The 23,647-nt window shown below is 60.6% G+C and carries 22 protein-coding genes; 6 read left to right on the top strand and 16 right to left on the bottom strand.

Annotated elements, in window-relative coordinates; all coding sequences use genetic code 11:
• Window positions 1–79: 79 nt before the first annotated feature.
• The 3 genes from NKH29_RS27405 to NKH29_RS27395 form a co-directional block, all read right to left on the bottom strand.
• Window positions 80–1,420, bottom strand: coding sequence for an adenylate/guanylate cyclase domain-containing protein (locus NKH29_RS27405; RefSeq protein WP_352590470.1), 1,341 nt, complete (start codon window positions 1,418–1,420; stop codon window positions 80–82).
• Window positions 1,421–1,471: 51 nt separating this feature from the next.
• Window positions 1,472–2,815, bottom strand: coding sequence for a nucleotide sugar dehydrogenase (locus NKH29_RS27400; RefSeq protein WP_031193288.1), 1,344 nt, complete (start codon window positions 2,813–2,815; stop codon window positions 1,472–1,474).
• A 106-nt stretch (window positions 2,816–2,921) separates the two neighbouring features.
• Window positions 2,922–4,082 carry a DUF3095 domain-containing protein gene (locus NKH29_RS27395; protein WP_352791329.1) on the bottom strand — a complete coding sequence of 387 codons (1,161 nt, stop codon included), beginning with the start codon at window positions 4,080–4,082 and terminating at the stop codon, window positions 2,922–2,924.
• Window positions 4,083–4,174: 92 nt separating this feature from the next.
• Between NKH29_RS27395 and NKH29_RS27390 the strand changes: the two genes are divergently transcribed.
• Together NKH29_RS27390 and NKH29_RS27385 are read left to right on the top strand one after the other, a co-directional pair.
• Window positions 4,175–5,263, top strand: a complete 1,089-nt coding sequence (locus NKH29_RS27390) for a glycosyltransferase family 4 protein (RefSeq protein ID WP_352791318.1) — start codon at window positions 4,175–4,177, stop codon at window positions 5,261–5,263.
• Window positions 5,260–6,036 (top strand): polysaccharide deacetylase family protein, encoded by a 777-nt coding sequence (locus NKH29_RS27385; protein WP_023716530.1) that lies wholly within the window; start codon window positions 5,260–5,262, stop codon window positions 6,034–6,036. The genes NKH29_RS27390 and NKH29_RS27385 overlap by 4 nt, the downstream gene beginning before the upstream one ends.
• Before the next feature lie 90 nt (window positions 6,037–6,126).
• Here the strand turns inward: NKH29_RS27385 and NKH29_RS27380 are convergent, their stop codons facing one another.
• The 4 genes from NKH29_RS27380 to NKH29_RS27365 all read right to left on the bottom strand — a co-directional run bounded on the left by NKH29_RS27380 (window position 6,127) and on the right by NKH29_RS27365 (window position 10,908).
• Window positions 6,127–6,981 (bottom strand): MBL fold metallo-hydrolase, encoded by an 855-nt coding sequence (locus NKH29_RS27380; RefSeq protein ID WP_352715985.1) that lies wholly within the window; start codon window positions 6,979–6,981, stop codon window positions 6,127–6,129.
• A gap of 122 nt (window positions 6,982–7,103) precedes the next feature.
• Complete coding sequence (locus NKH29_RS27375; RefSeq protein WP_254023581.1) at window positions 7,104–7,553, bottom strand: cyclic nucleotide-binding domain-containing protein; 450 nt, start codon at window positions 7,551–7,553, stop codon at window positions 7,104–7,106.
• A 158-nt stretch (window positions 7,554–7,711) separates the two neighbouring features.
• Window positions 7,712–10,426, bottom strand: a complete 2,715-nt coding sequence (locus NKH29_RS27370) for an ABC transporter transmembrane domain-containing protein (protein WP_352791316.1) — start codon at window positions 10,424–10,426, stop codon at window positions 7,712–7,714.
• A gap of 17 nt (window positions 10,427–10,443) precedes the next feature.
• On the bottom strand, window positions 10,444–10,908 hold the full coding sequence (locus NKH29_RS27365; RefSeq protein WP_352482312.1) for a hypothetical protein: 465 nt from the start codon (window positions 10,906–10,908) through the stop codon (window positions 10,444–10,446).
• Here NKH29_RS27365 and NKH29_RS27360 point away from each other — a divergent pair.
• On the top strand, window positions 10,894–11,565 hold the full coding sequence (locus NKH29_RS27360; protein ID WP_031193291.1) for a class I SAM-dependent methyltransferase: 672 nt from the start codon (window positions 10,894–10,896) through the stop codon (window positions 11,563–11,565). The two genes, NKH29_RS27365 and NKH29_RS27360, sit on opposite strands and share 15 nt — an antisense overlap.
• 129 nt (window positions 11,566–11,694) lie before the next feature.
• Here the strand turns inward: NKH29_RS27360 and NKH29_RS27355 are convergent, their stop codons facing one another.
• From NKH29_RS27355 to NKH29_RS27320, 8 genes are all read right to left on the bottom strand, one after another.
• Window positions 11,695–12,891: a glycosyltransferase family protein gene (locus NKH29_RS27355; protein WP_353001020.1), complete on the bottom strand. Its 1,197-nt coding sequence runs from the start codon at window positions 12,889–12,891 to the stop codon at window positions 11,695–11,697.
• Window positions 12,888–14,132: a glycosyltransferase gene (locus tag NKH29_RS27350; RefSeq protein WP_352482310.1), complete on the bottom strand. Its 1,245-nt coding sequence runs from the start codon at window positions 14,130–14,132 to the stop codon at window positions 12,888–12,890. The genes NKH29_RS27355 and NKH29_RS27350 overlap by 4 nt, the downstream gene beginning before the upstream one ends.
• Window position 14,133: 1 nt before the next feature.
• A complete protein-coding gene (locus tag NKH29_RS27345; RefSeq protein ID WP_023716538.1) occupies window positions 14,134–15,348 on the bottom strand; it encodes a glycosyltransferase family protein in 1,215 nt (404 codons plus the stop codon).
• Between the two features lie 103 nt (window positions 15,349–15,451).
• The gene (locus NKH29_RS27340; protein WP_352493877.1) at window positions 15,452–15,868 is read right to left on the bottom strand and encodes a hypothetical protein; all 417 of its coding nucleotides are present in this window, start codon (window positions 15,866–15,868) and stop codon (window positions 15,452–15,454) included.
• Between the two features lie 344 nt (window positions 15,869–16,212).
• Window positions 16,213–16,731, bottom strand: coding sequence for an SRPBCC family protein (locus NKH29_RS27335; RefSeq protein ID WP_023716540.1), 519 nt, complete (start codon window positions 16,729–16,731; stop codon window positions 16,213–16,215).
• Window positions 16,712–17,074 carry an ArsR/SmtB family transcription factor gene (locus tag NKH29_RS27330; protein ID WP_023716541.1) on the bottom strand — a complete coding sequence of 121 codons (363 nt, stop codon included), beginning with the start codon at window positions 17,072–17,074 and terminating at the stop codon, window positions 16,712–16,714. The genes NKH29_RS27335 and NKH29_RS27330 overlap by 20 nt, the downstream gene beginning before the upstream one ends.
• A 104-nt stretch (window positions 17,075–17,178) precedes the next feature.
• Window positions 17,179–17,532, bottom strand: coding sequence for a hypothetical protein (locus NKH29_RS27325; protein ID WP_023716542.1), 354 nt, complete (start codon window positions 17,530–17,532; stop codon window positions 17,179–17,181).
• 279 nt (window positions 17,533–17,811) lie between these two features.
• Window positions 17,812–18,099 (bottom strand): winged helix-turn-helix transcriptional regulator, encoded by a 288-nt coding sequence (locus NKH29_RS27320; protein WP_352791313.1) that lies wholly within the window; start codon window positions 18,097–18,099, stop codon window positions 17,812–17,814.
• 194 nt (window positions 18,100–18,293) lie between these two features.
• Here NKH29_RS27320 and NKH29_RS27315 point away from each other — a divergent pair, with 194 nt between their 5' ends.
• Window positions 18,294–19,148, top strand: a complete 855-nt coding sequence (locus NKH29_RS27315) for an SDR family oxidoreductase (protein WP_353001019.1) — start codon at window positions 18,294–18,296, stop codon at window positions 19,146–19,148.
• Between the two features lie 55 nt (window positions 19,149–19,203).
• On the opposite strand, the gene NKH29_RS27310 is transcribed toward NKH29_RS27315, so the two are convergent.
• The gene (locus tag NKH29_RS27310) at window positions 19,204–21,264 is read right to left on the bottom strand and encodes a N,N-dimethylformamidase beta subunit family domain-containing protein (protein WP_352791310.1); all 2,061 of its coding nucleotides are present in this window, start codon (window positions 21,262–21,264) and stop codon (window positions 19,204–19,206) included.
• Window positions 21,265–21,461: 197 nt separating this feature from the next.
• On the opposite strand from NKH29_RS27310, the gene NKH29_RS27305 reads away from it, so the two are divergent.
• Both NKH29_RS27305 and hisD read left to right on the top strand, forming a co-directional pair.
• A complete protein-coding gene (locus NKH29_RS27305; RefSeq protein WP_023716546.1) occupies window positions 21,462–22,235 on the top strand; it encodes an SDR family NAD(P)-dependent oxidoreductase in 774 nt (257 codons plus the stop codon).
• A gap of 80 nt (window positions 22,236–22,315) precedes the next feature.
• Entirely contained in the window at window positions 22,316–23,638 is a 1,323-nt protein-coding gene (gene hisD, locus NKH29_RS27300) for a histidinol dehydrogenase (protein WP_352482878.1), read from the top strand.
• Window positions 23,639–23,647 lie beyond the last annotated feature (9 nt).

Raw genomic sequence — 23,647 nt, 5'->3', positions numbered from 1 at the left:
ATTCGAAACGGTCGCCAGTTCCCCGGCGGAACCGGCGACCGGACTGCATACCAAAGGCGTTCGGATCAGATCGTGACGGTTACTGGAGCTTCCTCGGGTCGCCCGCCGACAGCCGCGCGGCATCGCGATGAAGCAGCATGACCTGCTCGGCGTCCGATATTCGGTCGTAAATCGGCTCCAGCGCACCGTCTTCATCGAGTGCAAGAGCACCCGACAAATCGGGTGAAAGCACCGTCAGCTTCTGCTTGATGCCCGCCAGTTCCTCCTTGCCGAGCGTCAGCCAGTTGTTGGCGCTGCAATAGCCGGCGAAATCTTCGCTGGCGAGAACGCTGTGCGAATATTTCTTGGTCAGGGTCTGAAGGCGCTGGACCTCGTTTACAGCCGAGCCGAAGACAGAGAATGTGAGCCGGTCGGAAAGCCCGACATTGCCGAACATCACATTGCCGACATGCAGGCCGATACCGAATTTAATGTCGCCCAACCGCTGCTCCTTTCTGCGCAGATTGAGATCCATCATGCGCCCGGTGGCCTTGTGCGCTGCCGCAAGGGCAGCCCGGCAGGCGATCTCGGACTGCGCACGGTGCCTTTCGCAAGGGTAGACGGCAATGAAGCCATCCCCCAGGAAACTCATGATCTGCCCGCCTCTGCGATTGAAAGGTGCAGCAATGGCATCGAAAAACTGATTCAGCGTATCGATATAGATTTCGCGGCCGGAGGTTTCGGCAAGCCTTGTCGACCCGCGCATATCGGCCATGACCAGTGCAGCCCGGATTGTGTCGCCCTCGCCGCGCTTGATCTGGCCGTCCAGCACCCGCCTGCCGGCGTCGCCGCCGAGATAAGTGGTCATCATGTTGTCGGCGAGCTTGGTGAGCACCGCCATCTTGGTTGCGATAGCGAGATGGTTCTGGATCCGCAGCAGCGCCGAAATCATGTTGTCACTGAAGCCTGCAGCACTGTCGGTGGACCAAGACCCGATCATGCCCTGACTGGTGTTGCCGCTGAAGGGATGGACGAAAGCCATGTAATCGGTGACGCCCATAAGCTTGAGGTCATCGAAAACAGGAAATTCAGACGGCACCGACGGGTCGAGCCGGCGCCGCAGATGGTCGAGTTTGTGGCTGAGCAGATGGTAGTATGGGCTGGTCAGGAATCTGTCGGAAGGAACGCCGTCGTCATGACGGAAGCCTTCTACTTCCAAGCCCTGGCCGCGAAGCCAGGTGAAGCCAAGCGCGTCATAAAGCGGATGAAGCATCGAAAAGCTCAAATGCACCCGCCTCAGCGGCAGGCCGGCAGCAGCCAGCCGTTCACAAAAGCCCTTTACCAATGTTTCCAGGTCGTCGCCCGCCAGCGCCGATTGGGTCAGCCAATCGGCAACCTTATCCATGAGAATGGCAGAAATTTCTGCTTGCGCTGTGCTCATGCTATCTCGAAATCTCCTTGATCCGCCACAAATTCGCCGGCTCGGACGCCGTCAGGCCTTCACCACCGTCTCTCGGGTTAGCCCGAGGCGGCCAAAAACATTGCGTGTGTCGACGATCAGAAGAGCGTGATCCGCGATCGCCTGATAGTCAATCGCGTCGTGGTCGGTTGCAACGACGACAGCATCGAAATCCTTCAAGGCCGCCTCGGTCAATTCGACCGAGCGACGCCCCTTGATCGCCATATGCTCCCGTGTGGTCGGGATCTCCGTAACATGCGGATCGTGGAATTCCGCCTTGCCGCCCCATTCCTCGATGAGTTCAATGAGCCGCAATGAGGGGCTTTCGCGGATGTCGGGCACATTCTTCTTATAGGCGAGCCCGATGATGAGAATGCGCGAGCGGCTGAGCGCCTTGCCGCAGCGCCGGTCCAGCGCCTTCGCCAGTTCATCGACCACATGACGCGGCATCGCCGTGTTGATCTCTGCCGCCAGCTCGATGAAGCGGGTCGGCAGTTCATATTCGCGCGCCTTCCACGTCAGGTAGAAGGGATCGATCGGAACGCAGTGGCCGCCAAGTCCGGGGCCGGGATAGAAAGGCATGTAGCCGAAGGGCTTGCTCTTTGCCGCCTCGATCACCTCCCAGATGTCTATGCCCATCGCACCGAGCACGACCTTCAACTCGTTGACCAGGGCTATGTTGACCGAGCGGAAGATGTTTTCCGTCAGCTTGACCGCCTCGGCGGTCGCCGTGGTGGAAACCGGAACAACGGTCTTGACCACGCCCTGGTAGAAAGCCTGAACGAGTGTCGCCGCTTCAATGCCGTCGCCTGCCACGATCTTGGGGATCGTCGCGACTTCAAAGCTTCGGTTGCCGGGATCCTCGCGTTCGGGCGAGAAGCCGAGGAAGAAATCTATCTTCGACCGCAAGCCGGTTTCTTCCAGTATGGGCTTGATCACGTCGTCGGTGGTGCCGGGATAGGTGGTCGATTCCAGCACGATCAGCTGGCCGAGACGCAGATGCTTCGCGATGGTGCCTGCCGTGTTCCTGACAAAGGAGAGGTCCGGCTCACGGTTTTTCGTCAGCGGTGTCGGAACGCAGATGATGATGACATCGCAGACGGCCAGTTCAGCAAAATCCGCAGTGGCGCGGAACCGTCCGCTCGCCACCTGGCCGGCAAGGGCTGTCGAGGTCACCGCCTCGATATAGGATTGGCCGTTGTTCAGGCTCTCGACCTTCTGGGCTTCGACGTCGAAGCCGGAAACCGGGAAGCCGGCGCGTGCGATCGCAACCGCCAGCGGCAGCCCGACATACCCCAGTCCGATCACGCCGACTTGCGCGGCGCGCGTCGAAATCCGGTTCAGAAGACGGTCATATGTCGATCGTGAGGCGTCCAAAAATCTGCTTTCCCTTAATTCGGACAGACCGTCCGCTTCCATGGCGAGGCTCACTTGGTCCCAAGAACCCCGAGGCATATTGCGGAAAATCGATGTCCGCAAGCTGTCAGACCGGCACCTTCGCCTTCAGGCTTGCTGCAGCCATCGCATAGCCGCCGGCGGCGCCATCGATGAAATGAACGTGATCGCGCTGCAGCGGCGAGGCGACGAGGCATGTCATCAAGGCCGATTTCTGGCGGTGCAGGCCATAGTTGCAGATGCCCGCCTCTTCCGCCTGTTTCAGCCGGTTCTCGATCCGTTGCAACACATCCGCGTCAACGTCGATGGTCATCTTCAAGCCGTCGTCGAACTTCCGGAAATCCGAATTGCTGGCCACGTCGCGTTTGTAGATCTTCGGATCGAATTTGCCGATCGTCCAGCCATATCTATCGGTAACAGCCGTAAGCGTCATCAGGAACACTATCCACAGCTTCGACAGCCATCGCCGTCCTGCCGGCGCCGTGGCGCGCGCCTCGATATCGAGGCCGGCGGGCAGCAAACTGTAGTCCGGTCCGTTCACCGGCACCGGGTGGCCATCGCGTTCCTGCCTGCCGGCAAGGGCGATGATGTCGGAAACCAGAAACTGAAAATCGCGCACGTCGCGCGACGCCCCCGGTATGGCTATGATCGAGACGATTTCGCCATGCCGGGCTTCGATCGGGTTCCAGCGGCACGAGAGGCCGGTCAGATCCGGCCGCGCGCCGGCCGGCGCAGGATCGATGCGGTAGCGCCCCGCTTTCATCTCGGCTTCCGCCCAACTGCCGCCACCGCCGGCGAACATGGCATAGAAGACCGCTTCGGAGGCCTGGAACCTCGCCACGCGAACGTCGAGGCCTTGCGCTCTGATATCCTTTATCGGCACGATTGCGGCACGCAAGGTCAGGTCGAGTTCGTCCGCCACCCATCTCTGGACAGCCGCCAGCGCGTTGCGGGTGATCTCCAGCGCCGAGCCGGGAAATGCCACGAGCGCGCCGTCGCCGCCGAAGACAAAGGGAAGATCTTGCCGACCCAGCGCATTGAGCAGCGCCGAAATGACGCTGGCACCGGCCATATTGACGGTTTTATAGCGCCCAGCCCCGATCGCCTTGGTCGAGCCGACGATGTCGGCGGTGGCCAGCGCCCAGCCATCGGGGAGAGGCCGATAGTTATCGATATCGGCAACGCTTTCGAACTTTGCGAAGACCGGCAGGGAAGCGACAAACGGATCGGACGCGGCAGCTGTTTCCATGAGCATCAGATAGCACATTCCACTGCTTGAAGGTGAAGTCGATCATGCTTCGAAATTGACTTGCGCAGGCTTTCCGATGATAGGGTCCGGCGATGCGAATTGCCTTCTACGCGCCGCTGAAGTCGCCCAATCATCCCGTTGCCTCCGGCGACCGCCAGATGGCACGGATGCTGGTCAAGGCGCTGGAGCATGGAGGGCATAGCGTCGAACTAGCATCCGAATTACGCTTCTATCTACGCGAACCGGATTCGAAAAGTTTCGACGCGCTCAAGATCGAGGCCCGGGAGGAAGCCGCGCGGCTGGCAAGGCTTTGGGATCGTGACGGCAAGCCCGATCTGTGGTTCACCTATCATCCCTATTACAAGGCGCCCGACCTGATCGGGCCCGAGCTGGCGTTGGCCTTTGGTGTCCCCTATGTGACAGCGGAAGCCTCCTATTCGAGGCGGCGCAACACCGGCTTGTGGGCCGATATACAAGCGTTGGTGGCGCGAGCCGTCGAACAGGCAGCGCTGAACATCTGCTTCACGCAAAGGGATCGTCAGGGACTGGCAGATGCGATTCCCGACGCCGCTTTCGGCATGCTTTCGCCCTTCATCGACACATCGGTATTCCGGGAAACGCCGGCACGGAGTTGTCCGACGCGCCTCGTTACCGTCGCCATGATGCGCCCGGGCGACAAAGTCGAAAGCTATCGCATGCTGGCGCAAGCGCTCGGTCCGATCGGCCACCTGCCCTGGACCATGTTGGTCGTCGGGGATGGGCCTGCCCGTGACGAGGTCAAAGCGCAATTCGCCGGCTTGCCCGCCGCCCGTATCGAATGGCTTGGCGCGATTGAGCCAGCCGCCGTGCCGGACGTCCTCTACAGTGGGGGAATTTACGTCTGGCCGGGTTGCGGCGAGGCCTATGGCATTGCCTATCTTGAAGCACAGGCCGCCGGCCTTCCGGTGGTGGCTCAGGACATCGCCGGCGTGCCGGAGGTCGTGCGGGATGGCCAGACCGGGTTTCTCACCCCGCCGGGCGATGTTGGGGCGTTCGCTTCTGCCATTGAAAGGCTTCTGGCCCGTAACGACGAAAGAACCATCATGGCCGCGGAAGCCAGACGTTTCATCCTCGAAGAACGTTCCCTCGGTGCTGCAGTGGCGCGGCTGGCCGAACTCCTTGCGAAGATCCGGGTTTCATGACACCCGATCAGATCTGGCAGCCCTTGGTGGAAGAACTGGCGTGCCGGCAACGGGCAGACCGCAAGGCAGAGTTCTGGCTGCGCGACGATGACGCCGTGGGTCCGACGCCTGCGCTTGATCGGCTGCTCGACCTCACCGGTGAATTCGCGGTTCCGGTGACTCTGGCCGTCATTCCGGCCCTGACTGATGAGAAGCTTGCCGTCCGGCTTGACGAGGCGCCGCATGCCACGGTCGCCATCCATGGCTGGGCGCACCGAAATCATGCGCCCGAGGACCAGAAAAAGCAGGAGCTCGGCGCGCATCGGCCACGCGAGGCGGTGCTCAATGATCTGGCTCGCGGGCTGTCGCACGTAACCGGCCTGCACGGCGCACGTACCGTTCCGATGCTGGTGCCACCCTGGAACAGGATTGACGCCGGCTTGGTATCCGACCTTGGATCGATAGGATTTGCGGCATTGTCGGTCTATGGGCCGCCGAGGCGCGCTTCACTGGCGGTCATCAACAGCAATGTCGACATCATGGATTGGCATGGCACGCGCGGCTGCCGCGATCACGGCCTATTGGTTCAAGCTATCATCGCGCAATTGCAGCATGCATTCGATGGCGGCGAACCGGTCGGTCTGCTCACCCACCATCTCGTACATGATGAATCGGCCTGGCTTTTCCTCGAACGGCTGTTCACCGTCACCGCACGGACTGAAGCCTGCGCATGGCTTCCGATCAGGACATTGATCGAGCGCAGCGCCGGTAGAGCAATTCCAGGAAAAGTGTGAACGGTTTTCCGTCCGGAATTGCGTCAAAACAAAGAGATAGAGCGCTTCGCCGTTTCTGTGAAACGGTGAAGCGCTCTAGAGGAAAATAGCTCAGCGCTTTTTGCGCAATGAGACTGGAAGTTTGAGCGTCTGGCCATCCCGCGCGGCAAAAGCGCCGGTAAACCTGTCCTTGGCCAGTTTCTCGATCTTGTCCAGTTCCTTGTCGGTGCGTGTCGGATCGTGGTGAAACAGCGCAAGCCCCCGCGCACCGGCCGCCTCACAGAGCTTGACGCCCTGTTGCCATGTCGAGTGCCCGTAACCGCGGCGGCGTTCCATTTCCTCCTCGGTGTAGGTGCAATCGTAAATGACGAGGTCGGCATCTTCGATCAGGCCGAGCACCGTCTGATCGAGTTTGTCCGGCTCGTGCTCAGTGTCTGTGATCACCGCCACGACGCGGCCGCCCCATTCGACCCGGTAGCCTATGCAGCCGCCCGGATGGATAAGACTGCCGGTTCGGACCACCACCCCTTCGCGCGGGCGAAGCACGTCTCCGGATACGAAATCGCGATAGTCGAGGCTTGCCTTGCTGATCTCCAGTTTCACCGGAAACCACGGCGGCCGCATGAACTCATCGACCATCTGCCGGGTGGTCATGTGTCCTGCAAGATGCCCGGACCAAAGCGTAACCTTGGCGCCCCGGTCATAGATCGGCGCAAAAGACGGCAGCCCGATGATGTGATCGTAATGGCAATGGGTGAAAAGCAGGTCGAAATCGGTGACGCCCAACGCCTGAAGCGCCGCGCCGGCAGGCCGTAGGCCAGAGCCTGCGTCGAACAGAAGCGTATGCTTACCGCATCGCATCTCGACGCAGATTGAGTTGCCGCCATAGCGAGAGAATTCTGGCCCTGATACCGAAATGCTGCCGCGGACACCCCAAAACCTGACCAGGAAAACGTTGTCGTCCATGCTACCCCTTCGCCCATCATATCCAAACAACTGCTGCTAGGCGAGACAGGCTTTCTCCGGGTGATCTTCTCAGCGAGAGGACAGTGCCGTCACGACGGCGAGGATCGAGCGCACGTCCTTCGTTATTTGGCGCTTCGTGCGTCGATCAGATCCGCGGTCGTATGGCTTAGGCGATCGGCAAGAACCCGCAATATCTCGATGGTCATTTCCGGGAACTCCCTCATAAGCCTCAGGAAATGATCCTTGCGGATTCTCAGGACTTCCAGCGGACTTGCCGCTCTGACGGTGGCAGTGCGGGAGCTGTTGCACAATATGGCGATCTCGCCAACGATCGAATTTGGCTCCAGTTCGGCAACTTTTATCGGTCCGCTGTCGGAATCGACAAGAATATCCGCCCTGCCTGAAAGGATGACATAGGCGGCGTCTCCCTCGTCGCCCTGCCGGAAAAGGATCTGGCCGGCGCTGTAGCTCACACGATCGGATGTGAACGCAAGCAGCTTGAGCTTTGTCGGCTCGATGGCAGAGAACAAGGGAACGCGTTGCAGCATTCCAACTTCATCCTTGAGCAGCATTGTCGCAAACCTTCCCAAAATTCGCGTTTGCCAGACTAGAGCAACGGACGCCCAGATGGAATCAATTCTCTTTCCGGGATGGCGAGACGAACCACGCGAAAGGTGGCGAGCCCGATGTCGTGCACCGGCAGAATGATCCCATCTGAATGTCCGTTGCTCTATGACAGCAGTTCCTTGAAGATACCGTTCCCTGCCAAAAGTGTCTCGTGTGTTCCGTCTTCCGCCAATTGACCCGAGTCGAAGACGATAACGCGATCGAACATCATCGCCATTGCCGGATTCGTCACGACCCACACAATTGCCGGCGAATGGCCGTCGCGCCTAGCTTCCTCGAGCACGTTTCGCAGCACCTTATCCTGCATGCGCTGGTCGAGCGCCGAAAGCGGCCGGTTGAGAATGAGAAAATCGGGACGCTTGAGCAGGGCCCGGGCAACATCGAGCTTCTGTCGCTGTCCACCGGTCAGCCGCCTGCCGCCGGAGCCGACGTTGAAGTCCAGGCCGACATCCAGAAGTTCGGCATAAAGCCCCAGTTCGTCAAGAATGTCATAGACGATGGAGCGTATGCGGTCCGGCGCGTCGGGATGGTTGTTGCCCACACGCCCGAACAGGACGTTATCCATGACGGTGGCCGCGGCAATGTATTTGGCAGGATCATACCGTTCGACCGCATTTTGCAGTTCGGGCGGCAGGTTTTCATAGAACTGGCTGCGTGCAGCGACGATCTTGCTCATCAGCTCCTCGCTCAGCAGGCCGAAGCGGTGCCGGGGCTCGATGTAGGCAAAGCTCAAGGTGACGATCATGGCGCGATCGTTCTCCGAAACCGCCTCGTGAGGACGGTTCTTGAGCCGTTGCAGCAAGGTTTCGTAGGCGGGTATCTCCTCGGCGCTCATGAAGGCGAGCTGCTGGAAGAACTGGTGATCGGGCGGCAGGTCGGCAAACAGCTCGATCGCCTGTTTGGCGATCTCCAAGCCCATTTCGTAGAGCGTGCGGTCGAGGCCCGCTTGCCTCAGCACAGAAGCAAAATAGGGATTGGCCGCCAGGGCCCTGTCGGCCAGTTCGGGGCCGGCGGCAGCGCCGAAGAGCAGGTTTTGGCCGATCGTTGCTTCCTTGTTGTAGGCGCCCGGTTCGAAAGGAACCACCAGTCCGCTCAGCCCCTCTTGTTCCAGCCGGGTTCGCAGCGCCGCACGCAGTTCGACGATCCGCCTGGCAAGCTCCGTGTGACGCGTGAGGTCGGCCGAAGAGCGCAAGCCAAGATCCAGAATGTCGCGCGACAGAACAACCGCGTCGAGCACCCGGCGCACGGCTTCAAAGAGGTCGTGCGGGCCGGTAGCGCCAGCGGAAGCATAGTTGATCCAGTCGCTGTGGATATCAAGATCCGGATTGCCCGACCGGCGCGCCTCGTGGATGTTCCAGCGGTGCTGGTCTGCCGCAGCACCGTCATAAGGCACCGATGTCAGCGGCGCATGCTTCAACCCGTAGAGCAGGTTGTCGCGGAGGCTTGCCTGGAACAGGAAAACATCCGACGAGGCATACGACATGCGCCGGCCGGTTACTGCTTCGGGGAGTTCAAGCAGGTCGTCGGTGCCCGAAGCGACCCTTCCGCTGTCCGGCCAGTTCAGCCGCGCGAAGGCTTCTGCAAGCGCCTCCGCTCCACCTGTTGCGGTACTGACCAGCGCCACCGTCTCACCCGGCTTGACCTGGAGGGAGATACGGTTGAGGAGCATTGCACCGCCATCGTCTGCTATGGACAGATTGATCGCCGACAGGGGATTGGTCATCGGATCGGGATCGTCGATCGTCAATGCCCCGATTTTCGGCGCGATGAGACCCTCGACGGTGAACTGTTCAACGACCTGTTGATATTTGACCTGGACATCCTGCCGATCCTGATCCCAGTCGATCAGTTCCTTCATCGGTCCGGGCAGGTCCTTGTAGGCGCCGATCACGGCCACGAGCTGGCCGACGTCCAGCCGCCCCTGGATGACCAGATACCCGCCGATCATGTAGAACAGAAAGGGCGTGACCTGCGCGAGAAAATTGTTGAGGAACTTCACCATGAATTTCCATTGGTAAAGATCGAAGCGGATCTTGAAGATGAGCCCGAGCCGGGCAGCTATGTCGGCGCGCTCGTAGTTTGATGTATCGTGGACGTGAACCGCGCCGATGCCGTCGACGATTTCGCCAACCCGGCCCGAAAGCGCGCGCGCCGTCAACTGCCGTTGGCGCCCGAGCACGATCAGCCGCCGCCGCATTCGCGGGATGAGCACGATCTGGATCACCACGATCACGACCGCTATCATTCCGAGCCAGACGTTCTGGATCATGATGAACAGCATGGCCGTCAGCGCCTGGCCGCCGAGCAGTACCGGCTGCAGGAAGGCGTCGCCGATGAAGCCGCCCAGCGGCTCTACCTCGTCCTTCACCATGGTCGCCACTTCGGCGGATTTCACCCGCTTGAAGTAGACCGGCGGAAAACGCAGCACACGGTCCACCAGATCGAAGCGGATACGTCGCAGCATGCGTTCGCCGAGGCGGCCCTTGTAGGTGTTGATGTAGAATTTGAACAGGCCGTTGATGACGACTAGCAAGAGGAACACAAGGCTCAGGGCAAACAGGGTCTCCTTGCGGTCGAGCTGAAAACCGGAGAAGAACTGGACCTCTCCAATGAACGGCAGGTTATAGTGTAGCCTCATGAATGGCTGGGTCGCGCCCGGTTGCTCGAAGCCCCTACCTTGGATCGGGCCGTTGACGATCAGCTTCGGTAGGTCGAAGGACATGAAATACGGGACCATCGAAAGCACGACGATCATCAATATCCAGAGCTGCTGCTTCTTGGTGTGCGTCCAGATATAGCGGGCTAGGCTGGGTTCCATATGCGACTGCGGACCCTTCAGTTGAAAGGATGCAGGATGTAAACGCACCTGCTGGCGAATGGCGTATCGGCAATTTCTTCGTCGCCAACGACAAAGTCGAAGCTGCAGTGCACGGACATTGTCCTGCGCTCAACGATGCAAGGAACCTGCGAGGCGGCGCGATCCAGTTCCGGCGCATGGTCGATGACAACGACATGGGCATTGTTGATCAGCGAAGAAGGCAGCTGGCCAGACGGTTCGCGGCTTCCGCAGGGCGTTGGCGAATAGCCGAGCAGCACGAGGCCGCAGCTGGGCGGCTGGTGCTGGCGGATGGACGCCGATGATCCGGACAGATGCAACAGGCTCTCTCCGGCACCGGGCAATAGCCAAGCGGCTTGCAGCATAATCACGTCCGCGGAATCAAACAGTCTTGCGGGAGGCAAGATTGCGTTGTGTCGCCCGAAATCCCAACATACAAGACAAATATGATGGATGTCACGCAACCACGCAATGCCGGTATGGACTGGCACGAGCAAGCCTTGGACCTCACGCGGGGAATTGCTGCTTATGTCAACTGCCCTCTCGTGGCAGGGCTGGCGCGCGTCGTCACCAAGCATCCGAAGGCCGATATCGCCAACGCCTTCAACCACAAGCAGGTCGCCTGCAAGATGTGGGCGCTCGACAGGCTGTTCGAAAGCTGCGGCGGCCGGTTCGGGCGCATATGGGTTCTGGGTGGATGGTACGGCGTATTGCCGGCAATGCTTTTCAACGACGCCCGCTTCGACATCGCGGCGGTCGATAGCATCGACATCGATCCCGAAGTCGCGCCGGTCGCCCGGACCCTCAACCGGGAAGCCGGCGACCGGTTCCGGGCGCTAACGGCAGATATGTACGCACTCGACTATGCGGCCGTCCGGCCCGACCTGATAGTCAATACGAGCTGCGAACACATAGCCGATCTGCGCGCCTGGCTTGCTCTGCTTCCGCGGGGCACGAATGTACTGCTGCAATCGAACGATTATTTCAGCGAGCCGACGCACATCAACTGCGTGGCTTCACTTGCAACCTTCGAAGCAATGGCGGCGCTACGGGAGGTGCGGTTCTCCGGCGAACTGCCGACAAAAAATTATACGCGCTTCATGCTGATTGGAACTGTTTAATGTATTTCACCCAAAAGTGCGTAGCGGTTTTCGGACAACGACATGCATAAAACAGGACTTGAAGCGCGTCGCACGAAACTCACCAGACGCGACGTGCGTTAGTCCTACTGAGTCAGTAACGCAGTAGGACTAGGATCTATCGTCTGTTTGATCATGAGCTTTTCCGAAACCGGGCTCCACTTTTAGGGACCATGTTCGATACCGCTCGTGCAGGATTTGCGCGGAGCGACGCGCGCCTTCCAGATCGAGACGATGCGCGGATGGCGTCGGTCTCACAAGCGCCTGTTCGATCGCTTGCGCCAAACCTTCAGGCGTTAGGTCCTTTTCCATCAGCACCGTTGCAAGACCGAGTTCTTCGAGCATCAGGGCGCGAACCGTCTGTTCGGTTTCCCCGCCGGCTGCAAATGGAACGAGCAGGGAGCGACAACCCGCGCGCAGGACATCGCAGACCGTGTTGTAACCCGCCTGCGAGACTGACAGGCGGGCGCCTGTCAGCAGGCTGGCGAAATCCTCGCGGAACCGGAAGATGGACAGGCCCGGCGTGGCATCGCGTGCGATCGCGTCAAATTCGTCTTTCGGCAGGTTTGGGCCGGTGATCAAACACCATTTCCGAGCGTTGTTGGCATTCCGCGCCGCTGCGATGGTGGAGCTGACAAGGCTCTTTCCGGCAGCCCCGCCGCCAACCGACACCAGAACGTCGAAGCGCTCGGAGGCCGCGGGCGAGGGCGGCGCGGCAACGAGCCCTGTGTAGGTGACCTCGGCCCTGATCGTCCCAGCCAGCGGAAATGTCTTGTCGATGGTTGCGAAAGCCGGATCGCCGTGGACCATAACAAGGTCGAAATGCCTGTTGATGAGATCGACCGTTTCCTCGTTTCGGCCCGGCTTGACGCGCTCCTGAAGGATATCACGGACGGACGTCGCCAGCAGCGGTCTGGGCGACGTCGCGTCGATGGCCTCGATCAGCGGCAAGAGTTCGAAACGCATCTGTCGGCGTCCAAATGGAAACGCCTCGAGAATGACGATATCAGGCCTGCAATCCCGGAATGCCTGCAGCAGCATCTCTGAACGCCATTTCTTGAAATCATCGTCGATCGGGTTGCCCTCCAGGTCGACAAGTCCGGAAAATCCTTCATCACCGGAGGTGACAGGTGGCAGGATTACAGATTTTGCACCGAGTCCCGGAAACCCGGCGATCGGCGCTCCGCCGGTCACGACGGTCACGTCAAACCCGTCATCGACCAGAGCCGCCGCAATGCGGCTGGCGCGCGCAAGATGGCCGATGCCGAGCAGGTGCTGGACATAGAAGAAAGCGCGCAGCCGCTTCATTCGGCGGCCCGCCACTCCCGCTCGAACAGTTCCTTGAGCTGTCCAATGCTTGCCATATGATCGAAATTGCCGCGCACGCGCCGCTCTGCGGCGTCGCCGAGGCGGGCGCGCAGTACGGGATCACGGATCAGGCGCTCCAGCGCCTGTGCCAGGGCAATTGGGTTTTCCGTCGGAACCAGCAGCCCGGTTTCATCCGGCGATAAAAGCTCCGGCACGCCGGAAATATCGGTCGACACGCAGGCAAGCCGCTGGCTGGCCGCCTCCACCAGAACATTCGGCAGACCGTCACGATCGCCATTTGCGGTGATCCTGCAGGCCAGGGCGAAGATGTCGGCGCGGCGGTAGTGCTCAAGCACTTCCTCCTGCGCAAGCGCGCCTTTCCAAGAGACGCGACCATCCAGTCCGAGCTTTTGCGCCAGCGCCTTGAACCGCTCCAGTTCCTCGCCACCGCCGATATGCTCGAAACGCCACGCCAAATCACCGGGCAACAGGGCAAGGGCCTGCAGCAACGTATCGTAACCTTTCTTTTCAACGGCGCGCCCGACACTCAGAACGACAACCGGTTCGTCCGGCGCCGAGCCGTCATGCTGCTTTCGCGCCTCGCCGAAACTGCCGAAGCGATCAAGGTCGAGCCCATGATAGCTCAGATGTATAGACGAGTTGCCGTTAGCGAGTTTTTTCAGACGGTCGAAGCCGGTTTTCGTGCAGGTGACCGTCCAGCGCGCCGAGGAAAGCTTGCCGGCCAGATCCCAGTCCGCCGAAGTCCAGATGTCCTTGGCATGGGCCGAGCAGGTCCAGGGCAGGCCACGAAGCTGGCTGGCATAGCGCGTCACCGATGCCGGTGTGTGCGCGAAATGTGCATGCAGCCAGCCCGCGTCTTCCGGCCATTCGGCCGCCAGCACGAGCGCTTGCCCGAAGCGGCGCGCGCGATTGCGCGTAAAGTCGTGGGGGAGATCGGCAGCCAGCGATCCGAGCGTGCGCCAGAAGCACGGCCGCAGCAGATAGGCAAACAGCGAACGAAGCACGCGCAGCGGCTCTTCATGCAGATATTCCGGCAGATAATGGACCGGCGCTTTGATCTCGTCATGCACGGGGTGGCGTTTTTCGTCGGTCGGCCGCCTGAGCGCGACGAGTATCAGGTCGAACCCTGCACGCTCCAGACCGAGCAATTCCTGCGCGATGAAGGTTTCGGACAGCCGCGGATAGCCCTTCAGAACCACGACGATCTTGCGATGTTGCAACTCAGGTCATTCCTTCAATGACCGAAAGGTGATGGCCGGCCCGCCGGTCGAGCAGTTCCGCGACGATTTCGGAAATATGAGGCAGCCCTTCCAGCGTCAGATGCGGATTGCTCTGTGATGGGTGGGGCCGGTCCGGCAGCGCCACCAGTGCATCGGCAAACCGCTGGGAATCCTTGGCTTCCTCCGGCAAAAGCATCTCGATGAGGCCAAGTTCGGCTGCGCGCCGAGCGCGGATCAGTTGTTCCTGGCGGGGCTCGACGCGCGGCACGATCAGCGCCGGCTTGTCGAAAGACAGTATCTCGCAATAGGTGTTGTAACCGCCCATCGCCACTACCGCCTTGGCGCCGGCAATCAGGTCTTCCATGCGGTTGTCGAACTCGATGATCTTGATGTAGGGGATCTTGGACCCCTTCTTGAGCAGCTTGTTGCGCTTGCGCGCCGGCATGTAAGGCCCAAGCACGATCAGGGCCCTATGCTGCAATTGCGGATCCTGCTGATAGGCATCGATGACGTCGTGGATCAGTTCGGCGCCGTCACCGCCGCCACCGGTGGTAACGAGGATATAGTCGCCCTCGGGCCGGTGGCCGGGCAACTCGTTCCGCTGCAGGCTCCGTTGCAGGAAACCGACGAACCTCATCTTTGCCCTGACAGCCGGCGGCACATCCAAGCCGGTCAACGGATCGTAGAAATCCGGCGGGCCATAGGCCCAGACCTTGTCGTAGAACAGGCCTATCTTGCGCATCACATCCCTGCGTGCCCACTCTGCTTCGAGCAGATGCGGCGCATCCATTACCTCGCGCAGGCCAAGCACGAGAGTGGTGCCCCGCGTCTTGAGGTAGGACAGCGTGTCCTCGATCTCACCGCGCAGGCCGAGCGGTTCCTTGTCGACGATGAAGATATCCGGCCGGAAGGTCTCAGCTGTATGGCGGATGATCGACTGGCGCATCCTTAGCGTCTCATGCAGATCGATGTCCTTTTCCAGCGAGGTGTATTCGCCGTTGCGCAGCTTGATGACGCTGGGGATCTTCACGAAGTCGACACGGGCGCGGTAGTCGAAGGCGCCAGCGATAGTCGCACCCGAAATGATAAGCACCTGAAGTCCGCGGAAATCCTCGACCAGCGAATGCGCGATAGTCCGGCAGCGCTGCAAATGGCCGAGCCCGAACGTGTCGTGGCTGTACATGAGAATTCGAGCGTTTTCTGCGTGCTGGGTCATTGTTGAACGTCTCTTAGAATTCTCGCTTTGAGGACCGTGAGCGACCCGCCGGCTTCGAAACCATCCTGGTTTTGAAACATGAGGCCGCAATTTTCAATTTGTATTACTTCTGTGGAATGCCTGTCAGATAACTTTCTGATTGCCTGAGTCCGAAACTAGATGGATTGGCGAATATCGCCTCGGCGGGAGCGGGTCGAGACTCCCTGTTGTTGTTTTGGGATGGATCGAAGGGGAAAGCGGTGTCCAAAAGATCGGCAGAAGTCATCGCTCTTGATTCCAATAAGGCCTCTCCGAACTTGATTGGTTTCCGAGCGGTGAAAGCGAATTCCGCTATCCTGCGCATATAGTCAATTGCTTGATCGGTATACGAAAGGACAGGGTCACCGGGCGTCGCACGGCGCATGTTGTTGTAGAACTCATTTCGCGCGCCATTGCTCTCGGTCTTGGGGGACCAAAAGTGCTGCCCATCAATCTCTTGACGGGCGGTCTGATTATGATTCACCGACCAGAACTGAGCCATCTATCGCCCAAGCTAGCCGGAATTTCGGCAGGAATCGAGTGGACGCCAGCGCTCACAACACACCGCCTGCGGCAGAGTGTGTGCAACACCGGTTACTTGTCGATCGCTATGGCCTCTGGCTAATGCCTTAGCTGGGGCGGTGACGGTCCTTTTTGAGACGACCTGAGCGCGTCGCCGAACGTCGCGAGGTGCGAAAATCGCTCGATTGGTCCCGATAGTTGGCGAAACCTCAATGAGTTTGATGATTGGCCTCGTAGGTTCACAGAGGGCGGCGACGATCTCGTCGGGGTTCTCTTCCGCCTAGTTGAAGATCCAGGCTGCCGACCGGGAGATCGACGACTTCATCACCGTCGCACGCTCGCGCCTAGCGTGACGAGAAGCTCGTCCAGTTGCTCGAACGTCTCGCCCATCGCATCCGCCGCCCCGGTGCCGGCAGCGTCGAGAGCTTCCTTTGAGGGATAGAGCTCGTGCATGACCAGCAGCGTCTTGCCACCTTTTTCCTCGAAGGTCACCGTGGTGATGGGTCCACCGTCACCACCTTCGTCATTGGTCCAGACGAGGCGCGAGTGCGGTGTCACTTCGATATACCTACCGAAGAACTCGTCAGGGTTTGAGGCATCGTGGCCGAATACCAAACGGTACCTGCCCCCGACACGAACATCCATCTCGCAGGAACGCAGGAACATGCCCATCGACTTCGGTGCCCACCACCGCATGAACAGCTCGGGCTTGGTCCAAGCCTCGAACACGGTGCGCGCCGGCGCGTCAAAGGTTCGCGTAACGACCAGCTCCCGGTCGGACTTCCGTTCCACCATCGTGCGGTTCTGCATGGGGGTGGGCTCACTAGCTCTTGTTTCGTCCATCGACTTTCTCCTTCCGTTTCAATTCCTCGACAACCTTGTCCAACTCGTTGAAGCGTGCGTCCCAGAGCTGGCGGTGCCTCTCGATCCATGCCGCCTCTTCCTCCAGTGCGCGTAGGCCAAGCTTGCAGGTCCGCACGCGCCCAACCTTCTCCGTGGTGACGAGCCCCGCCTTCTCCAAGACGCCGACGTGCTTCTTCATGCCCGTGAGGGTCATGTGGAACTTTTCGGCAAGGTCCGTGATCGAGGCGTCTGCTCGTCCGAGTTGCTCCAAAACGCCGCGCCGGGTGGCGTCCGAGAGCGCGGCGAATGAGGCATCGAGGTGGGGCATTAAATACTGAACCATATGGTTCAGTATTTAACAGGCGGGCTGGCGGCGTGCAAGGGGAGACCGAGTGGGCTGCGTTGCCGGCCGCCCCTTCTGGTAAATCGCAAGCGATTAGCGGATGTTCAAGTCGGAGCAGGGTCGGTGAGGAAGGGCATGATGTCCACGCCGTCTCCTGGGAAGACGGTGAAATGCGGGTGGTTCTCGAACAGGCGGGCGGCGGCATCGATGGTATCGGCCTCGACCACAATATAGCCGCAGAAAGGGTTCACGGCGTCGGCGATGCCGTCCCTGGTAACGCGCCTCGTCTTACCGACCATGCCGCCGCGATCGGGGAAAAATGCGGCATTTCTCTCCTCCCAGTCCGCCCACAGCTGTAAGCCGACGGCATCAATCGTATCCTGCTCGGGCTTAGGCAGGCTGCGAAAGCGGGCGAGGTCTTCGGGCTTCATGGTGTAGACGGCAAGAAAGCGGGGCATGCAGCGGTTTTTCTTCGTGCTGGCAGAAGCATGCTAGCTTAGACTCCTGGAGGGCCCAAGTCACTGCGCATTACCACCCTTTGGCGCTCCGTATCTTTCAGTCCGAAATGATGACCCGAGGCTAAGGTTGGCCATCTATTTTGAACGCTGACCTGGGCGGGCGGAACTGCTCCACCACCAGATCAACACGCACATCAAGCGTCATCCTCGCTGTTAAGCGCAGGCCGAAAGTAGTGTCGACGCCACAAACTCGCGATTCTCTGATGTGCTCGCGATTCTCTAAAGAACAGAATCACCGAGCAGCAGGCGCGACCCGACCTCCACGATAGACCTGATAGCCGGCAGCAGCTCCTGCCCCAACGAGGTCAGCTCATATTCCACCGTCGGCGGCGAGGTCACCATCACGTTGCGACCGAGGACGCCGCGCTCCTCGAGATCCCGCAGTCTGCTGGTCAGTACCTTCGCCGAAACGGCTGGGATATCGCGGCGGAGTTCCGAGAACCGACGCGGGCCTTCGCTCAGGGACCAGAGCACCTCGGGTGTCCAGCAGCCGCCAAGCAGCGCCATGCATCTCGACATGGGGCAGCCGGGGGGAGCCTTCACCTTCTTTCGCGCCTTGAGAACCATCGCACACCCTTCTCGAGGAGTTTCCAGTTGGTTACCGGAAAATGGCGGTAACCGCAAGATACGTGGTTTCCAATGGTAACGATGGCCGCTATTCGAAGGCTCTCCAATCACACAACCACGAAATGGACTGCACGATGTATGCAATAACTGGAGCAACAGGACAGCTTGGCCGTCTCGTGATCGAGGCACTGCTGAAGACCATTCCCGCCGACCGGATCGTCGCGGCGGTTCGCAATCCGGCAAAGGCCAGCGATCTGGCGGAGCTCGGTGTGATCGTAAGGGAGGCGGACTACGACCGTCCCGACACGCTCGCCGCGGCCTTCGCCGGCGTCCAGAAACTGCTACTGATTTCGTCGACCGAGGTCAGCGGCCGCCTGCCGCAGCATCGGGCGGTGATCGAGGCAACCCAACGCGCCGGAGTTTCGCTGATCGCTTACACCAGCATGCTGCATGCCGACACGTCTTCCGCAACGCTCGCAATCGAGCACCGGCAGACGGAGGAGGTCATCGCGGACTCGGGCGTTCCCGCCGTCATCCTGCGCAATGGCTGGTACACCGAGAACCACCTGCTGGCGCTTCCGGCGGCTCTGGAGCACGGCGCCTTCGTCGGCGCCGCGAAAGACGGGCGTTTCTCGTCCGCAGCGCGGCGGGACTATGCCGAGGCCGCAGCCGTGGTGCTGACGACCGACGACCATGCGGGAAAGACGTACGAGCTCGCCGCAGACCAAGCCTTTACGCTCGCCGAGCTTGCGGCGGAGGTCTCGCGGCAGTCGGGCAAGGCTATCGCCTACAACGATTTTTCCCAAGCCGCCTATCAGGATGTGTTGGCGGAGGCCGGGCTGCCGGCCGACCTCGCTGCGCTTCTGGCCGATACCGACGCCGCAGCCTCACGCGGAGCGTTGTTCGATGACGGAGGCGCCCTCGGGCGGCTGATCGGTCGTCCGACCACTTCGATGCAAAGCCTCGTCGCGGCCGCATTGCGCGGTTGAAGGCTGGGCTCAGCGACTTGAGGATGCGGTCTTTCTCGTAATGAGACCAATCAGCTTATCGATTTTCTCGGCCGGGTTCTCCTTTCGTCGCGCCGAGGCGGTTAAGCAGATTAAACGTGATCCTGCCGACATCGTTCATGGCGCCTGCGGCTGGCAGCGCGCCGCACCAGGCAACCGAGCTTGCCGAAAAGATCAAGCCGCCTGCTGCGAGCTTTCGCAGGGTCATTTCGGCGCAGCGGCGGGCGATGCGTTGCGTATCCCCGCCCTCGCACCAGCGCGTCGGATCCTGGAAGAAGCTGTCGGGAAATCCCGTCGCACGCGCGATCACGACGGTGTCCGCGGATGTGCCGAGGGCTGGATCCGTCGCATCCACTTCGTAGCCCGCGGCACCGCCCAGCACGATGCCGTCCGAACCGAAGGTCGCATTTTCAACGCCTTCGAACAGCCATGCGCATCCTGCTTCATGGCTTTCGTCAGTGCGCGTGAAGGGGCGTGCGCCTTCGAATCCCATCAGTGAGATCGCGCCACCGATCAGCGAGAATTCGCCGCGGCCACGGGAGCGGAGATAGCCGCCTGGTTCGTTGGTGATCGACAGCGCTTGTTCGGCGACCGGGCCGTCCCACGTGCGGCCGGCCTCCAGCGGCGAGCGCCGCAGCTCCATCAGATCGTCCTTGAAAGCCACAGTGGCGGCGAAGCCGTTTCCGCCGAGATAGGCGATGCTGCCGCCTTCGGCCACAAACTGCCGCAGCGCCTGCTCCATCTCGATCGACATATATTCGGGATGACTGCCGGTGACGACCGCTTGGTGTCCACGCAGACCGTCTATACCGCATTCGTGCAAATCATGATCGGTCATGACGTCAAACACGATTCCATTGTCGTGGCAGAATCGGAGGAAGTGCAGATCGACCGGCAAATTGTGTGGGCAGCCGCAGAGGGGATAATCGTAATCGTCCCTGAGCGTCACTTTCGGCTTTTTGTAGGAGCAGATAGAAACGCCGCTAAGGTCGGAGTGGTAGTCGTAAAGAGACTTCAGATTGTTGGCGACCGCGAAGCGATGTCCCCGGTCGTCGCTTTTCCATTCATAAAGATGATCTGGGAGATATTCGTCCGCATAAGCGAGATAGGTGGCCGTCGGCACGAGATACAACAGCGGCGACGAAACCTGTGATGAGGTGACGAAGAACACCACGCGTTCGTAGCTATCCTCCCATTCGATCTGGAACGCGTAGACGCCTGGGCGTGCGTTTTCAGGGATTGTCACGCAGTGCGATGCCGGCCACTCAAGCGGGCCGATGTCGTCGTCGTGGCAATGGATAGCGTCGTAGTGCGACGGCACGAAGCGAGGTTCGAAGCTCGATCCGTCCCAGCGTGCCGAAGTCATGCAGAAGGCTGGCTGATTGATCACATCGAGGAGCAGCGGATCTGCTCTGCCCGACGACAGGATCGGCTGCGTTGGTAACAGCGTCGGGAAATCCCAGGCAATGGTCCCCTGCGGTGTCTCGAGCCGGATCGCGGCAAATTTCGCGTTGAGGGTAGGTTCGTGGTGAGTAGCACTTGCGCCGAAATGGATGCCGTGCGCTTGAAGGTTCCGCGCAGGGCTGCCAAAACCTTCACGAAGTTCGTAAGGCGCGAGGAGATCATGCGATTTGATCCGCAGACGCGGCTGCTCCTGCCGCAGATCCAACTCGACAGTGAGCCACACACCAGTTGGCGCCTTCCTCTCGACAAAGGTTTCGCCGCCGATTTCCAGGGCAAATGCGCCGTCGCGGAGGCGCAGCCCGAGGGCGCCTGCTTCCAGGATCGTACGCGCACCTCCGTTGCGCGTGAGGAACAGCTCAAAACGAATGCCGTGGACGGCTTGTACTTTGGCCAGTTCGCCGGCTCGCACGAACAGGAACGACCCTTGGTCGAAATGCCGATGCCGTGGTTCACCCACCGCTTCGATGGGCCAGGCCAGAAATTCCGGAGCCGGCTTGTCGAGTCGGCAAATTCGTGTGGCCTTTATCGGCCGATCGCATGACAGGCTGAGGTTGATCTGCTGGCCTGCTTTGGCACTCCAGGGGGTGGTATAACCAACCACGCTCATCGCGTCGTGGTCTACTGCGCGCTTCATCTATCCTCCCGATGAACTCCAGATGGGCTGCGGCGAACCGCGCAGACCGGTCCGATGCCGGCCAATACGCTGCCGCTCTGACAAGCAAAGTTCCGCATGGCGCACTACCGCCATGATGTACATGCTTGTATAGATAAGCTGCATTCGGATAGTCTCGACGCGATCGGTCCAAGCGCGACATTACCAAGGAGGATGACATGCGCAACGCATCTCTCTTCGACCTGTCAGGCAGGAAGGCGCTTGTAACCGGCGCAAGCCGTGGCATCGGGCGCAGCATCGCCGAGGCGCTCAGCGCAGCCGGCGCCGACGTCGCGATCACGGCGCGCAGCGTGGCCTCGCTCGAGGAGACGGTGGCCGCCATCCGCACTGCCGGCGGGGCCGCGCATGCCATCGCCCTGGACGTCACCGATGTCGACCAATGCCGGGCGGCGACAGCCGAGGCCGGCAGCCTGCTCGGAGGTCTCGATATTCTCGTCAACAATGCGGGTGTGGAAGAGGTCCGGCCCTCGCTCGATGTCGACGAGGCCTTGTGGGACAGGATTGTCGATACGAATCTCAAAGGCGCCTTCTTCTGCGCCCAAGCCGCCGCGCGGCAGATGAGAGACGCCGGACGGCCCGGCGTCATTATCAATCTCTGCTCGTTGACCTCCGAGGTCGGGATTCCCACGGCGGTGCCTTACGGCTCGTCGAAATCAGGCCTCCTCGGCATGACGCGGGCGCTTGCGGCGGAGTGGGCCGATCTCGGGATCCGGGTCAACGCCATCGCGCCTGGCTATTTCAGGACAGCGATGACAGACGTGTTCTACAGCAACGAGGCATGGCAGCAATCGATGCTCGCCAAGATTCCGCAGCGCCGTTTTGGTGATCTCTCGGACCTGCACGGAATCGCGGTGTTCCTCGCTTCGGATGCGGCAGCCTACATAACGGGCCAGTCCATTCCCGTGGATGGAGGCTTTCTCGCATCGATTTGAAGGCTTCAGGGACTGGAGACGTGTCCCAGAAGTGATCGACAAGCGCTAACCGTGATTGCGTACTAAGAAAAGGAGCCGCCATGTCTGACGTCAGCTTCCACCGCCTGTCATCCCTCAGTGTCGATCAGCGCGCCAATTTACTTAAACGCGCCGAAGGAGATCTGTCTTCCTTCATCGAAAAGGTCCGTCCAATCATCCAGGCCGTCAAGAATGAAGGTGACGCGGCCTTGCTCCGGTTTGCGCGCGAGCTCGACAAAGCCGATGTTGCCGACGGTGGACTGAAAGCTTCGGAAGCGGAGTTCGATGCGGCATTCGACAAGGTCGACAAGGATGTCGTGGAGAGTATCCGGTTTGGCATCGAGAACATAAGGCATTTCCACGAGGAGCAGCGCCCGGAGACGATGTGGCTCAAGGAAGTTCGGCCTGGCGCCTATGCGGGTGACCGATACACACCGATCGCTTCGGTTGCGCTTTATGTTCCGCGCGGCAAAGGCGCCTTCCCCTCGGTGACGATGATGACCTCGGTTCCGGCGGTGATTGCCGGGGTTCCGCAGATCGCGATCGTGACGCCTGCGACTTCGGATGGTTCCGTCGATGCCGCGACGCTGGTTGCCGCCCGCCTCGCCGGCGTGGAGACCGTGTACAAGTGCGGCGGCGCCCATGCGGTTGCCGCTGTCGCCTATGGAACCGAGACTGTGAAGCCCGCCGTCAAGATCGTCGGACCGGGGAGCCCGTGGGTAGTGGCGGCAAAGAGCGTGTTGTCCCCGATCGTCAACACGGGTCTCCCCGCCGGTCCGTCCGAAGCGATCATCTTTGCCGATGACAGCATCGACGGCGGCCTGGCCGCTCTTGACCTGTTGATCGAGGCCGAGCACGGGCCGGATTCGTCCGCCTATCTGGTGACGCACAGCCGCAAGGTCGCCGAAGCCGCGTTGATTGCGATACCGGAACACTGGTCCCGGATGACCGAACAGCGCGTGGAGTTCTCGCGCGCCGTGCTCACCGGAAAACGCGGCGGTATTGTGCTGACCGAATCGCTGGAGGACAGCTACCGCTTCATCAACGACTATGCGCCGGAGCATCTCGAGATTCTGTCAACGGAGCCATTTGCGCATCTCGGACGTATCACAGAAGCCGCCGAGATCCTCATGGGGCCGCATACCCCGGTGACCCTCGCCAACTTCGTCCTCGGGCCCAATGCGGTGCTGCCGACCAGCCGGTGGGCGCGAACCTTCGGACCGCTTTCCGTAACGGATTTCGTCAAGAGATCATCAGTCGGCTATGTGACCTCGGCCGCCTATCCGGAACTCGCACTGCATGCCCGCAGGCTCGCCCGTTACGAAGGGTTCAGCTCGCACGAGAACGCGGTTTCGGAGATCCGCGATCGCTATCTCGCCGGCTGAGCGGAAACG

Origin of the sequence: Mesorhizobium sp. M1295 (assembly GCF_040318135.1) — a bacterium.
GTDB lineage: Bacteria > Pseudomonadota > Alphaproteobacteria > Rhizobiales > Rhizobiaceae > Mesorhizobium.
Note: the sequence above shows the minus strand (reverse complement) of the source record. Positions and strands in the feature narration are given on the sequence as shown.

Coding starts and splice junctions, on each gene's coding strand:
- NKH29_RS27405 (WP_352590470.1), bottom strand. CDS start 1,420: ATGAGCACAGCGCAAGCAGAAATTTCTGCCATTCTCATGGATAAGGTT.
- NKH29_RS27395 (WP_352791329.1), bottom strand. CDS start 4,082: ATGGAAACAGCTGCCGCGTCCGATCCGTTTGTCGCTTCCCTGCCGGTC.
- NKH29_RS27390 (WP_352791318.1), top strand. CDS start 4,175: ATGCGAATTGCCTTCTACGCGCCGCTGAAGTCGCCCAATCATCCCGTT.
- NKH29_RS27385 (WP_023716530.1), top strand. CDS start 5,260: ATGACACCCGATCAGATCTGGCAGCCCTTGGTGGAAGAACTGGCGTGC.
- NKH29_RS27380 (WP_352715985.1), bottom strand. CDS start 6,981: ATGGACGACAACGTTTTCCTGGTCAGGTTTTGGGGTGTCCGCGGCAGC.
- NKH29_RS27375 (WP_254023581.1), bottom strand. CDS start 7,553: ATGCTGCTCAAGGATGAAGTTGGAATGCTGCAACGCGTTCCCTTGTTC.
- NKH29_RS27370 (WP_352791316.1), bottom strand. CDS start 10,426: ATGGAACCCAGCCTAGCCCGCTATATCTGGACGCACACCAAGAAGCAG.
- NKH29_RS27360 (WP_031193291.1), top strand. CDS start 10,894: ATGGATGTCACGCAACCACGCAATGCCGGTATGGACTGGCACGAGCAA.
- NKH29_RS27355 (WP_353001020.1), bottom strand. CDS start 12,891: ATGAAGCGGCTGCGCGCTTTCTTCTATGTCCAGCACCTGCTCGGCATC.
- NKH29_RS27345 (WP_023716538.1), bottom strand. CDS start 15,348: ATGACCCAGCACGCAGAAAACGCTCGAATTCTCATGTACAGCCACGAC.
- NKH29_RS27340 (WP_352493877.1), bottom strand. CDS start 15,868: ATGGCTCAGTTCTGGTCGGTGAATCATAATCAGACCGCCCGTCAAGAG.
- NKH29_RS27335 (WP_023716540.1), bottom strand. CDS start 16,731: ATGGACGAAACAAGAGCTAGTGAGCCCACCCCCATGCAGAACCGCACG.
- NKH29_RS27330 (WP_023716541.1), bottom strand. CDS start 17,074: ATGGTTCAGTATTTAATGCCCCACCTCGATGCCTCATTCGCCGCGCTC.
- NKH29_RS27325 (WP_023716542.1), bottom strand. CDS start 17,532: ATGCCCCGCTTTCTTGCCGTCTACACCATGAAGCCCGAAGACCTCGCC.
- NKH29_RS27320 (WP_352791313.1), bottom strand. CDS start 18,099: ATGGCGCTGCTTGGCGGCTGCTGGACACCCGAGGTGCTCTGGTCCCTG.
- NKH29_RS27315 (WP_353001019.1), top strand. CDS start 18,294: ATGTATGCAATAACTGGAGCAACAGGACAGCTTGGCCGTCTCGTGATC.
- NKH29_RS27310 (WP_352791310.1), bottom strand. CDS start 21,264: ATGAAGCGCGCAGTAGACCACGACGCGATGAGCGTGGTTGGTTATACC.
- NKH29_RS27305 (WP_023716546.1), top strand. CDS start 21,462: ATGCGCAACGCATCTCTCTTCGACCTGTCAGGCAGGAAGGCGCTTGTA.
- hisD (WP_352482878.1), top strand. CDS start 22,316: ATGTCTGACGTCAGCTTCCACCGCCTGTCATCCCTCAGTGTCGATCAG.